Annotated in this window: 11 protein-coding genes; 6 read left to right on the forward strand and 5 right to left on the reverse strand. The window is 72.7% G+C overall.

The window, feature by feature from the left end:
* Positions 1 to 23 precede the first annotated feature (23 nt).
* From ABZX22_RS24270 to ABZX22_RS24280, 3 genes are all read left to right on the forward strand, one after another.
* A complete protein-coding gene (locus tag ABZX22_RS24270) occupies positions 24 to 569 on the forward strand; it encodes an EF-hand domain-containing protein (RefSeq protein WP_354912911.1) in 546 nt (181 codons plus the stop codon).
* Positions 570 to 577: 8 nt separating this feature from the next.
* Positions 578 to 1,462: a terpene synthase family protein gene (locus tag ABZX22_RS24275; RefSeq protein WP_354912913.1), complete on the forward strand. Its 885-nt coding sequence runs from the start codon at positions 578 to 580 to the stop codon at positions 1,460 to 1,462.
* A gap of 85 nt (positions 1,463 to 1,547) precedes the next feature.
* Positions 1,548 to 2,279 carry an expansin EXLX1 family cellulose-binding protein gene (locus tag ABZX22_RS24280; protein WP_354912915.1) on the forward strand — a complete coding sequence of 244 codons (732 nt, stop codon included), beginning with the start codon at positions 1,548 to 1,550 and terminating at the stop codon, positions 2,277 to 2,279.
* Here the strand turns inward: ABZX22_RS24280 and ABZX22_RS24285 are convergent.
* Positions 2,263 to 3,228: a DUF5937 family protein gene (locus tag ABZX22_RS24285; protein WP_354912917.1), complete on the reverse strand. Its 966-nt coding sequence runs from the start codon at positions 3,226 to 3,228 to the stop codon at positions 2,263 to 2,265. The genes ABZX22_RS24280 and ABZX22_RS24285 overlap by 17 nt on opposite strands.
* A gap of 58 nt (positions 3,229 to 3,286) precedes the next feature.
* Between ABZX22_RS24285 and ABZX22_RS24290 the strand changes: the two genes are divergently transcribed.
* The 3 genes from ABZX22_RS24290 to ABZX22_RS24300 all read left to right on the forward strand — a co-directional run bounded on the left by ABZX22_RS24290 (position 3,287) and on the right by ABZX22_RS24300 (position 8,180).
* The gene (locus ABZX22_RS24290; RefSeq protein ID WP_354912918.1) at positions 3,287 to 4,498 is read left to right on the forward strand and encodes an MFS transporter; all 1,212 of its coding nucleotides are present in this window, start codon (positions 3,287 to 3,289) and stop codon (positions 4,496 to 4,498) included.
* Positions 4,499 to 4,672: 174 nt separating this feature from the next.
* Positions 4,673 to 6,352 (forward strand): BTAD domain-containing putative transcriptional regulator, encoded by a 1,680-nt coding sequence (locus tag ABZX22_RS24295; RefSeq protein WP_354912920.1) that lies wholly within the window; start codon positions 4,673 to 4,675, stop codon positions 6,350 to 6,352.
* A 55-nt stretch (positions 6,353 to 6,407) separates the two neighbouring features.
* Positions 6,408 to 8,180: an NAD+ synthase gene (locus ABZX22_RS24300; RefSeq protein ID WP_354912922.1), complete on the forward strand. Its 1,773-nt coding sequence runs from the start codon at positions 6,408 to 6,410 to the stop codon at positions 8,178 to 8,180.
* On the opposite strand, the gene ABZX22_RS24305 is transcribed toward ABZX22_RS24300, so the two are convergent.
* The 4 genes from ABZX22_RS24305 to ABZX22_RS24320 are packed head-to-tail and all read right to left on the reverse strand — an operon-like array spanning position 8,142 to position 12,245.
* Positions 8,142 to 8,672 carry a TetR/AcrR family transcriptional regulator gene (locus ABZX22_RS24305; protein WP_354912924.1) on the reverse strand — a complete coding sequence of 177 codons (531 nt, stop codon included), beginning with the start codon at positions 8,670 to 8,672 and terminating at the stop codon, positions 8,142 to 8,144. The genes ABZX22_RS24300 and ABZX22_RS24305 overlap by 39 nt on opposite strands.
* Positions 8,669 to 9,889, reverse strand: coding sequence for a hypothetical protein (locus ABZX22_RS24310; protein WP_354912926.1), 1,221 nt, complete (start codon positions 9,887 to 9,889; stop codon positions 8,669 to 8,671). The genes ABZX22_RS24305 and ABZX22_RS24310 overlap by 4 nt, the downstream gene beginning before the upstream one ends.
* Positions 9,886 to 10,266 (reverse strand): hypothetical protein, encoded by a 381-nt coding sequence (locus ABZX22_RS24315; RefSeq protein WP_354912928.1) that lies wholly within the window; start codon positions 10,264 to 10,266, stop codon positions 9,886 to 9,888. The genes ABZX22_RS24310 and ABZX22_RS24315 overlap by 4 nt, the downstream gene beginning before the upstream one ends.
* Complete coding sequence (locus ABZX22_RS24320) at positions 10,263 to 12,245, reverse strand: right-handed parallel beta-helix repeat-containing protein (protein WP_354912930.1); 1,983 nt, start codon at positions 12,243 to 12,245, stop codon at positions 10,263 to 10,265. Before ABZX22_RS24320 ends, ABZX22_RS24315 begins: the two co-directional genes overlap by 4 nt.
* Positions 12,246 to 12,310: the final 65 nt, after the last annotated feature.

The raw sequence follows: 12,310 nt of genomic DNA on the forward strand, positions 1-12,310 counted from the left end.
CTACCGTCTCGGGGGAAACACGGATGAGCACTGAGCTGCGCAAACACAAGCTCGATCGAGCTTTCACGCATATCGACGTCGACGGCAGGGGGCAGATCGAGCGCGACGACCTGCTGGGGCTCGGCGCGCGCCTGCTGGTGGGGTTCGGCGAGTCTCCGACCTCGGTCGTCGGCGACCGCCTCGTGCGGAGCTTCGACGCCATCTGGTCGGCGCTGACGGCCGAGCTCGGCAGGGACAACGACGCGTGGATCTCCAACGCCGAGTTCCACGCCGGGATGACCGGCGCGTTCGTCGAGGGCGACATGTTCGAGCCGGTCTTCAGGCCCGCGGCGACGGCGGTCGCGGAGCTGTGCGACGGTGACCACGACGGCCGGATCGGGGTGGCCGAGTTCCGCGTGCTGCTCAGCGCGTTCGGCACCGCCTACGACGACGTCGACGAGGCCTTCGACCGGCTCGACCGCGACAGGGACGGCGAGCTGGGCCTGGCGGAGCTGGTCGAGGCCGTCAGGCAGTACTACACCGGCGACGACCCCCACGCGGTGGGCAACTGGCTGTTCGGGCCGCTGTAGTGCTGACCATGACGCCCGCGAGCGCGCTCACGTCGCTCACCTCGCGGGTTCCCGCGCTGGCCGCGCCGTGCAGGATGCACCGCTCGGTCCACGCCATCGAGGCGGCCGTCATCGACTGGACCCGGCGAACGGGACTCCAGGTGGACCGCAGGTCGGCGTGTCACCGCCTGGCCGCGCGTGCCTTCGCCGAGTTCGACGCCAGGGCGGCGGCGCTGTTCGCGCAATGGCTGACATGGCTGTTCCACCTGGACGACCTGGTGGACGAGGAGGGCCAGCCGTACCCGAGGTTGTTCGCGGGGAACGGGGCGCACCCGCTGGAGGCGGCCTTCACGGACCTGTGGCGGGCCACGAGCGCCACCATGAGCGACGACTGGCGGCTGCGCTTCGCGACGAACCTGCAGCGGCAGGCCGACGCGTGCCGGGCCGAGGCGGACAACAGGGCGAGCGGCGCGGTGCCGACCATCGCGGAGTATCCCGCGCTGCGCAGGGGCACGGCGGGCCCCTTCCTGTACGACCTGGTGGAGCCGTGCCTGGGCGTCGAGGTGCCGCCCGAGCTGGCCGCCGCCGAGCAGTGGCAGGCGCTGGTGGACTCCTGCGCCGACGTGGCCGCCTGGTGCAACGACCTGGCCTCGCTGGCCAAGGAGCGGGGCGACGCGCACAACTTCGTGGTCGTGGCCGCGCGGGAGCTGGAGGTGGGCGAGGCCGAAGCCGTCGACTGGGTGCTGGACCGGATCGAGGAGCGGTGCGCCGACATGCGGGCGGCGGCCAAGCGGCTGCCGCTCGGTGAGCTGCCCCGCAGGACGGCCAGGGACGTCAGCATGGTGGCCTGCGCCTACCTGACCGCCCCGCGCGCCCACGTGGACTGGGCCGCCGAGAGCGAGCGTTACACGTAACGTCATCGCCCGCTTCCCCTATGTATTCACCGTGGGGGGCAGACACGCGAGACGGATGCCGTGGCGGCGGCGAGGAGCGACGAGCGTGACGGCGCTGGCCGCCCTCGCCGTCGCGTTGTGGGCGGTGAACCTGCCGGGCCGCGACGGCTGCGCCGTGGCCGACGTCGAGCCGGTGATGTCCGGCAGGGCGCTGCACTACGAGGGCACGGCGGGCAACTGCGCGATCACCGGCGCCGAGCTGTACGCGTCGGTGTCGGCCGAGGAGTACGCGGGAAGCCAGGCGTGCGGCGGCTATCTCGACGTGAAGGGGCCGCGCGGCACGGTCCGTGTGCAGGTCGTCGACAGCTGCCCGACCTGCCGGCGGGGCGAGCTGGATCTCAGCATGGCGGCCTTCGCCGTGATCGCCGATCCGCGCTCGGGCGTGGCAACGGTGGACTACCACCAGGTCCGCAACCCCGAGCTGGGCCAGAGCCTCGCCGTCAGGGTGCGGAAAGGCTCCACGGCGGGCTGGCTGGCGCTCCAGCTGCTCGATCACGGCAATCCGCTGCGCTCGGTCGAGATCCGCGACCACGGCCGCTGGCGTGCGCTCGAGCGTGGCTCCGACAGCTACTGGGTGGCGGCGGGCGGCGCGGGCGCGGGGCCGTTCAGCCTGCGGGTGACCGACGTGCACGGCCAGCAGGTGACCGTCGAGGGCGTCGACCTCGACCCGGACGAGATCCAGCGCACCACCGCCCGCCTGTACGGCCCTGCACCGGCGGGACGCGCCCCCGCCACCCCCGCCCCGCTGGCCGCGGAGAGCGTCAGGCGGCGCTGCTAGCCAGCGCGTCGCCCGTCGCGGTGCGGCGGTAGACGACCTCCTTGCCCAACCGGGTGCCGACCGCGAGACCGCCCGCCGACAGCACGCCGAGATGCTGGCTGACCGCGCCGGGCGTCAGCGACATCCGCCTGGCCAGCGCCGACGTGGTGGCCGGTTCGGCCAGGGCGGTGAGGATCTGCGCCCTGCTGCGGCCGATGAGGGCGGCCAGCGCGCCGGGCGCGGGCGGCGGCCCCTGCTCCCACAGCGTGCCCACGCCCTGCACCGGGTAGATGAGCATCGACTGGTAGGGGGCGGTCATGACCGCCACGCTCGGCCAGTAGAACGCCGACGGCAGCAGCACGAGCCCGTCGCCGTGCAACCCCCCGCCGGTGCACCACGGCCGGTCGACGAGCAGCTGCTCTCCCGTCCACACGACGGCGGGGTCGAGACCGGCGAACAGCTGGCGCGCCCCGCCGGAGGCCAGCTCGCGGGAGCGGCGCATGACGTCCCGTTCGAGCAGGGCGTACACGCGCGGCCAGTACTCGGCGAAGCAGGTCTCCCAGTAGGCTTCCAGCGCGTCGGCCACGCGGGCGATCCCGGCCGCCGGGTCGGACCTGAACCGCCGGACGACCTCCGGGTCGGAGCCGACGACCATGCCCGCCTCCTCGGCCGCGCGCTCGGGCGGCGTCCGCCGTACCCTCTCCAGCTCGGCGGCGAACTCCGGCAGCGGCGTGTCGGGCGGAGGGGTGATGAAGTCGGCCAGGTAGCCGCTCGGCGGCACCAGCGCGAGCAGCTCGCTCAGGTCGAGCGCGGGCAGGCGGGGCCGCACCGCCTTGATCCACGGCAGGTGGACGGACTGCCGGGCGGGGTCGCGCAGGGTGCGCAGGCTGGCCACGAGCTCCCACATCGGGGAGAAGGCGAACCTGATCCGGGCGACGTCCTCGGGCCTGAGGGTCCAGACGATGGACATATTTTTAGTCTGCCCTAAATGGTTCGCGAAGGGGACGGATCACCGCCACCCTTGCGGCGTGACTACCGCAAGCGTGGAAAAGCCGTCGTTCCTGAAGGCGCAGATCGGGGGGCTGCCGAGGCCGTTCTGGGCACTGTGGAGCGGCACCCTCGTCAACCGGCTGGGCACCATGGTGATGCCGTTCACCGGCGTGTACCTGAGCCAGGCGCGCGGCCTGTCGCTGGCCGCCACCGGCATCGTGATGGCGGTGTTCGGCGCGGGCCAGCTCGCCTCGCAGCTGGTCGCGGGCTCGCTGACCGACCGGATCGGGCGCAGGGCGACGCTGTCCGGCGGCATGCTGGCCACGGCGGCGGCGATGCTGGCGCTCGGCTACAGCACGACGCTGCCGGCGATCCTGGCCTCCATGTTCGTGCTCGGCCTGGTGATCGACGCCTACCGGCCCGCCTCCAGCGCCCTGGTGGCCGACCTGATCGCGCCCGCCGAGCGGCCCAGGGCGTACGGCCTGCTGTTCTGGGCGATCAACCTCGGTTACGCGGTCGGCATGACGGCCGGCGGCTGGCTGGCCCAGTCGGGCTTCCTGTGGCTGTTCTGGTTCGACGCCCTCAGCAGCGTCGTCTTCGCGGTGCTGGTGTGGCGGGCGGTCCCCGAGACCAGGCCCGAGCCGGAGGCGGGCGGACCTGGCGGCGGGATGCGGGAGGTGCTGCGCGACCGGCTGATGCTGGCCTTCACCGCCGTCGTGCTGGGCAACGCCCTCGTCTACAGCCAGACCTTCACCACCCTTCCCGTCGCCATGAAGCTGGTCGGGCTGAACACCGGCGAGTTCGGCGCGGCGATGGCGGCCAACGGCGTGCTCATCGTGGTCCTGCAGCCGCTGGTGTCGGGCTGGCTCGGCCGCAGGGACCCCGCCAGGACCTTCGCGCTGGGCGTCGCCGTCATGGGCGCCGGTTTCGCGCTGACCTCCTTCGTCACCTCCACCGCGGGGCTGATGGCCACCATCGTGGTGTGGACGCTGGGCGAGATCGTCACGGCGGGCATCGCCGGGGCGATCGTGGCCTCGCTCGCCCCGGCCCACCTGCGCGGCAGGTACGCGGGCCTGTTCGGCTTCGCGTGGGCGGCGGCGGGCATGGTCGCGCCGCTGATGACGCCGCTGCTGGAGATCAGCGCGTCCGCGCTGTGGTTCACGGTCGGCGCCATCGGGCTGGTCACCGGCGCGGCCGGGGTCGCGCTCTCCCCCGCCATCCGGCGCAGGGCGGCGTTGAACGAGCGTTGATCGGGCATTGGCAGGAGACCGGTAGCGTCCACACGTGCCCGTCCTGCCGCCCGGTCCCTCGCACGTCTCCTCACCCGGGCCCCGCCGCGCAGGCCGGGCGACCCGGGTGAACGGAGATTTTTCAACATGTCGTCATTTCGCGCGGTCACCGGTGGCTCTACGCTTACGCCTGCCATGGTGACCTTCAGCGCACTGGGACCGTTCCAGGTCCTCCTCGACGGACTCCCCCTCGACCTCGGCGGCCAGCGGCAGATGGCGGTGCTGGCCAGGCTGCTGGTGGCGAGGGGCAGGGCGGTGCCCGTGACCACGCTCATCGACGAGCTGTGGCCGGGCCGGCCGCCCACGCAGGCCCTGTCCACCGTCCAGGGATACGTCTCACGCCTGCGCCGCGCCCTGGAGCCGAACCGCGCGCCCCGGTCGGAGGCCGAGGTGCTGGTGACGGCCCCGCCCGGGTACGCGCTGCGGGCCACGGTCGAGCAGGTGGACTGCTGGCACTTCGAACGGCTGGCGCGCGTGGAAGGTCCCGCGCCCGTGGTGTGGACGGCCATGGAGGAGGCGCTGGGACTGTGGCGGGGCCCCGCGCTCGCCGAGTTCGCCGAGCTGGCGTGGGCGGCGACCGAGGGCTCGCGGCTGGAGGAACTGCGGCTCGTCGCCCTCGAACGGCGGGCCGACGCGGGACTGCGCCTCGGCCACGCGGCCTCGCTCGTCCCCGACCTGGAGGCGCACGCCGGCGCCTGCCCGCTCAGGGAGGAGGCGTGGCGGCTGCTGGCCACGGCCCTGTACCGCAGCGGGCGGCAGGGTGACGCGCTGGCCACGCTCCGGCGGGCACGGGCGATCTGGCGCGACGAGCTGGGCCTCGATCCGTCGGCCGTGCTGCAGCGGCTGGAGGCCGACATGCTCGCCCAGTCACCGCACCTCGAGGCCGACCTGGCGCCCCCGCCGGCCTCCTTCCCCGCCCTCCACCACGTCCCCGGCCATGCCCCCGGCCATGCCCCCGGCCATGCCCCCGGTCATGCCCCCGGTCATGCCCCCGGTCACGTCTCTCCTGCCCCCGGCGTCCCGGGCTCGTCGCCCGCGGTCCCCGGTACCCTCCCTGGCAGTCCCGGCGCCGCCCACGGCGGCGCGGGGCCGGCGCCCGCCGCCGGACACTCCGGCGACCTCGCGGGGCAGGCGCACCTGGACGGCGGGGCGAGCCCGGCGAAGGAGCTGCGCGTCGTCGTCGCCGACGACCAGGCGCTCGTCAGAACGGGGCTGCGCGTCGTGATCGACACCGAGCCCGGCCTGGAGCTGGCCGGCGAGGCCGCCGACGGCGAGCAGGCCATCGCCGTCGTCGAGGCGACCCGGCCCGACCTGGTCCTGCTGGACATCCAGATGCCGCGGCTCGACGGGCTGACCGCGGCACGCCGGATCCTGGCCGACCCCAACCCGCCCAAGGTCATCATGATGACCACGTTCGGCACCGACGAGAACCTCTACGCCGCCCTGCGCGCGGGCGTCAGCGGCTTCGTGCTGAAGACCTCGGCCCCCGAGCAACTGGTCGCCGCCATGCGTGCCGCCGCGGCCGGAGACGCGCTGATCGACCCCTCGGTGACCACGAGGATCATCTCCGCCTTCGCCGGCCGGACCGACCCCGACGCGCCCCCCGCGCTGGCGGGGCTGCCGGACACACAGCTCGACGTGCTGAAGCTGATCGCCCGCGGGCTGACCGACCGGCAGATCGCGCAGACGCTCGCCGTCCCCGACCGCCAGGTGGCCGGCGCGGTCGCGGGCCTGCTCGACCACCTGGGGCTGTTCGACCGGGCCCAGCTCGTGGTCGCCGCGTACGAGTCGGGCCTGGTCACCCCGGGGAGGTGACGACCCTCTTATCGTCGCTTTGACGATAAAAAATCCGGGGTACTAGGCTGGGGCCGTGGCTCACTTGCGCATCGCCCTGGCACAGACGAACCCGGTCGTCGGCGACCTGACCCGCAACGCCGACGCGCTGGTCCGATGGACGCGCGAGGCCGCCGGCCGCGGCGCCCACCTCGTCCTGTTCACCGAGATGTTCCTGACCGGCTACCCGGTCGAGGACCTCGTCCTGCGCACCTCCTTCGTCGAGGCCAGCATCAGGACGCTGGAGGACGTGGCCGCCCGGCTGGCCGACGAAGGGCTCGGCGACCTGCCCGTCGTGGTCGGCTACGTCGACCGGGCCGGGCTCGCGCCCCGGGTGGGCCAGCCCAAGGGCGCGCCGCTCGACGCCGCCGCGGTGCTGCACCAGGGCAGGGTCGTCACCCGTACGGCCAAGCACCACCTGCCCAACTACGGCGTGTTCGACGAGTACCGCTACTTCGTGCGCGGCGACCGGCTGCCGATCTTCCGCGTGCACGGCGTCGACGTGGCCATCGCGGTGTGCGAGGACCTGTGGCAGGACGGCGGCCCCGTCGCGGTCGTCGGCCAGGCGGGCGCGGGCCTGCTCGTGGTGCCGAACGCCTCGCCGTACGAGCGGGAGAAGGACGACGTCCGCTTGGAGCTGGTCGCGCGCCGGGCCAGGGAGGCCGGGTGCGCGCTGGCCTACGCCAACCAGGTAGGCGGCCAGGACGAGCTGGTCTTCGACGGCGACTCGATCGTCGTCGACAGCACGGGCGAGCTGGTGGCGCGGGCCGGGCAGTTCCGCGAGGAGCTGCTGGTGGTGGACCTCGACCTGCCGGTCTCCGCCGCCGAGCCCGGCGTCTTCCCCATCGACGCGGGCGACGGCACGACGATCACGGTGGAACGCCTGGTGCTGTCGGACGCGCCCGTCGCGCCGTACGCGCCGGTCGAGCCCCGGGTGGCGCCCCGGCTCGACGACACCGGCGAGGTCTACCAGGCGCTGGTCCTCGCGGTGCGCGACTACGTGGCCAAGAACGGCTTCCGCTCGGTGATCCTCGGCCTGTCCGGCGGCATCGACTCGGCGCTGACGGCCACCATCGCCTCCGACGCGATCGGCCCCGATCGCGTGCACGTGGTGCTGATGCCGTCGCGCTACTCCTCCGAGCACTCCGTCGGCGACGCCGAGGAGCTGGTGCGCAGGCAGGGCATCAACGCCCAGGTGGTGCCGATCGCCGACATCGTCACCGCCTTCGAGAAGGAGATCGAGCTGTCGGGGCTGGCCGCGGAGAACCTGCAGGCCAGGGTGCGCGGCATGATCCTCATGGGGCTGTCGAACGAGCACGGCCACCTGGTGCTGACCACCGGCAACAAGAGCGAGCTCGCGACGGGCTACTCCACGCTGTACGGCGACTCGGCGGGCGGCTTCGCGCCGATCAAGGACGTGCCGAAGACGATGGTGTGGGCGCTGTCCAGGTGGCGCAACGAGCACACCGATCCCTCGTTCCTCCTGCGCGCCGAGCGGCCGATCCCGGAGAACTCCATCACCAAGGAGCCCAGCGCCGAGCTGCGGCCCGACCAGCGCGACACCGACTCGCTGCCGCCGTACGAGGTGCTCGACCGGCTGCTCGACGACTACGTCGAGAAGGACATGGGCTCGGCCGAGCTGATCGCGGCCGGCCACGACCCCGAGCTGGTGACCAGGGTCATCAGGCTGGTCGACCTCGCCGAGTACAAGCGCCGGCAGTACCCGCCGGGCCCGAAGATCACGCCGAAGAACTTCGGCAGGGACCGCAGGCTACCGATCACCAACAGGTGGCGGGAGACGACGGCCTAGGTAGGCGCGCAGCAGCTGCTTGGTCTCCTCGATCAGTTCGGGCTCGTCGTGGTGGGCCCGCAGCAGCGTGTCGGCCGCCTCGACCGCCACCAGCATCGGGTTGACCGCGTCGATCCCGAGCAGGTCGGCGAGGGCGTGCGCGACCTCGGAGTTGTCGCCGAAGTCGAGGACGGCGAAGCCGGGGACGGTGGCCTTCATGAGCAGGTACTCGTCGACGACGGCGTCGATGACGGGCTCCCAGCCGCGCGCCCCGGCCAGTTTCGGCTCGATGCGGGCGACGAACTGCTCCAGGTTGCGCCTGGTCAGCGCGGCGGCCAGCGACCGCTTGTCGCTGAAGAAGCGGTAGATCGAGCCGATCGGCATCCCCGTGCGGGCGGCCACCGTCCTGGTGCTCAGCGCGTCGTAGCCGCCCTCGTCCAGCAGCGCCGCCGCCGCGTCCAGCATCCGGTCGACCTTCTCGGCGCTGCGCCGCTGAACGGGAATGCGTCTCATGCGGCAAAGAGTAGGGTCAGCCCGCCGATGGTGTAGCAGACCATGAGCACGAACAGCGGGATCTGGCCGGCGACCGCCCTGGCCGGCTCGAGCAGCCGCACCGACCTGTCGTGGGCGGCGACCACGCCGAGCACGTGGCCGATCACGATGGCCAGCACCTGGACGGTCGCGATGGTGCCGGGGCCGACGACGTCGGCGTCGACCTCGCCCGGCAGCCCGAGGGCCAGGATGACCGCGCGCTGCCCCTCGATGACGAACAGCGAGAAGTAGTGCGCGACCAGGTAGCCGATCGCGATCGGCACCAGCGAGTGCGCGAAGCGCGGGGTCAGCCCGCGCGTGCGGCCGATCAGGCCCGCCGCCCACAGGCACGCGGCGTACAGCAGCGCCACTCCCCCGATGGCCACGGCCAGGCCGACCGTGCCGAGGCCGACCCTGCCGAGCGGGCTGGTCTGCAGCGCGGTCACCCAGAACGGCGCGCCCGCGAAGCCGTCGTAGCCGGTGCTGCCGAGCAGGACGCACACGGTCGCGACCAGGCCGGGCGCCGGGACGATCGCGTCGAGGCCGTTGAAGGGGCTGCGCAGCACCAGCGTCCCGTCGGCCCTGCGGCCCAGCGGCGACAGGTGGCCGACGAGTGTGGAGAAGACCTCGAACGGGTCGCCCCTGTCGAGCCACGCGTGGCCGTACACGAGGGTGCCGGCGGCCGTGGCGGCGCCGTACAGGAGGAGGAAGGCCAGCAGTGTCGGCGGCGCGGCCGGCTCGGGCGAGACCAGCTCCATCCAGGTGAAGGCGGTCAGGCCCGCCGCGGCGGGCCAGTAGCCGAGCCGCCGCGGCAGCGGGCGGCGCGGCCGGTCCGGCAGCAGCCGGAACGGGTTGGCCAGCCGCCACACCGGCCCGAACAGCAGCGACGCCGGCACCAGCCCCACCCAGAAGACCACATAGACCAGGTACGGCGCGGCGTTGTCCTTGGCCGGGCCCAGGACCAGCCAGCCCACCGTGTAGAGCGCCACGAGCGCGGCCGCGACGCGCAGTGCCCGGGCGGGAGGGCGCCACGGCAGGACCCTGCCGGCCCTGTCGCCGCTGAAGCGGGAGTCGGCCCAGAGCAGGCCGAGCGCCAGGAACGACACGACCAGCGCCGCGAACGCCCCCGCGTAGGCGTAGAACAGGGGGATCGGCAGGTCGCTGCGGCTGCCGATCCCGTGCGCCAGGATCCCGGTCACGTGACCGCGAGCTGGATGAGCACCAGCTTGCTCTCGTGCGTCTCGACCTCGAACACGCCCGTCATGTCCGCCGTGAAGCTGACGACGGCGGGCTTGCCGGGCTGCAGTTCCTTGCCGATGTCGAAGCCGTGCACGTGCAGCTCGTCGGCGACGTCGCTGGTCACGGTGAGGGTCACGGTCTGGCCGCGCCTGACCTCCAGCCAGCCGGACGGCGGTGTCACCTTGCCCCCGGCGATCGTGATCTCGGCGCGCGGGTCGCCGGGCGCGGGCGCCGCCGTCGCCACCTCGTGCCCGGTGCCCGGCCGGTGATGCGTCTCGGGCAGCGATCCGCACCCCGCCACCAGCGCGAGCGCGACCAGCGCCGCTCCCCGCCTCACGCGGTCTCCTCCGCGACCCTGCCGGTACGGCGGGGCGCGACCGCCACCACCGCGCACAGCACCCACACCCCGGTCAGCAGCCCGCGGATCCAGCCCGGCCCGATCGGCAGCACGGGCAGCATCCACACCGCCTTGTCGAAGGCGTCGACCAGGTGCAGCACGCCCAGCACGACGCCGAACCAGCCGAAGGCCCCCCGCATGACCAGCCCCGTTCCGAGCAGCCAGACCCCCGTCAGCGCCAGCGCGGCGGCGGGCAGGACCGTGTAGGGCTCCAGCGCCCCCACCACGTCGAGCGCCAGCCCCGCCAGTCCGGCGAGCGTCAGCGGCAGCGCCCACCGTGAGCGCAGGCGGCGCCGCCACAGCAGGACGGCCATCAGCCCGAGCACCAGCGAGCCGCCCAGCGCCAGCTGCACCTCCACCCTGGCCAGGCCGCTGGAGCCGAACCACCAGCACCCGCCGGGCAGGCGGCGGTCGCCGACGCTGTAGTCGTTGCACAGGTACATCTGCACGAGCTTGACCGGCTCGGCCACCACCCTCGACGGGCCGCTCGCGCCGCACGCGGGAAGCGCACCGGGGCTGGTGACGCGCACCCCCTCCCAGCAGTTGCCGGTGCCCTGGCCGTCCCAGTAGACGTCGGCGCCGTTGGACCGCTTCTCACCGGCCGGCGAGACGCCCAGGTGGTTGCCGGCGTAGAGGTTGTGGTGCGAGGTGTCGAACTGCTTGTCCCACGACTCCTCGCCCCTGATGAAGGCGGGCACGGCCAGCAGGTTGAAGGCGGCGTTGTCGTGGCCCCAGATCCAGTTGTTCCTGAAGACGTTCCAGTTGCCGCCGCCGGTGATGATGCCGCTGCCGGGCGGCAGGCCGATCTGGGGGCAGACCACGCCCTTCTCGTAGCCGCGTTCGGCGGGGGGCTTGGCGCAGGTGCCGTCCCTGACGTACTCGTAGTAGGAGGCGTTGTTGTCGTAGATCTTGTTGTTCTCGAACCTGGCGTGGTTCTGCGGCAGGCCCGGATGGCCGGGGAAGGCGCTGTCCATGGTGGCGCCGGCGAGGTTGCCCCAGAACTCGCTGTCGTGGACGTAGACGGAGTCGCCTGCCGTGCCGGAGTAGCCGACCATGTTGTGGTGGCTCTTGCAGCGCCTGATCTCGATGGAGTAGCGCGGCACCTCGTGGCCGCGGCCGTCGTTGATGTTGGAGGCGCTGCCCGGGTACAGGCCCGAGTCACCGTTGCCGTAGGACTCGCAGTCGGTGTAGAGGCCGTGGTCGCTGGCGAAGGTCAGGAAGCCGTACTCGTCGTTCCACCTGGTCAGCATCTGGTCGATGACGAAGCCGTCGGTCGCCAGGATGTAGAGGGAGTTGAAGGTGGTGCGCTGGGCGGTGAAGTTCCTGAAGTAGATGCCGTTGGTCATGTCGGCGCGGATGGCGTTGAGCTTGCGGTACTGCGCGTCGACGATCACGTCGAGCGGGCCCGCGCCGGTGCCCTCGATCTGCAGGTCCTTCTTGCCGAGGATGGCGACCAGGTTCTGGTTGTGCGGGCACTGGGCCTGCTGTTCGTAGGAGAGGATCTGGTAGCCCCAGCTCGACCAGCGGGCGTCGAGCTTGGCGCAGGCGCCCCCGGGCTGCGGCAGGCTCGGCTCCTCCAGGTAGCGGCCGGGGAGGATGGCGATGTTCATCCCGGGGCGGTCGACCTTGTCGACGGCCTCCTGGAGATGCCGGACGCCCTCCTTCTGGCAGCGGGCGAACAGGTCGAGGTTGCGCTGCTTGAGCTCGGCGGGGAAACTCGCGATCCGGCGCTCGAAGTCTGATCGATCCGTCTTGCAGACCAGCAGGTCGGGCTCCCTCTGCCGGTAGGTGGGGACGCTCCCCGAGCCGTCCGGCAGCTTCACCTCCCGCTCCTCGTGTGCCAGGGCGGCGCCGGCGGGCAGGAGCAGGGCGAGGACCACGCCTAAGAGCGTCAGCGTCCTTCGGGCGATGAGGGGCATGGCGGCGAGATTAGAACATTGCTCACGTTCTGCCTAGGGCCCCCGGAGCTCGCCCGCCCGGTCAA

It is taken from the genome of Nonomuraea sp. NPDC003804 (assembly GCF_040610675.1).
In the GTDB taxonomy this organism is placed as follows: domain Bacteria; phylum Actinomycetota; class Actinomycetes; order Streptosporangiales; family Streptosporangiaceae; genus Nonomuraea.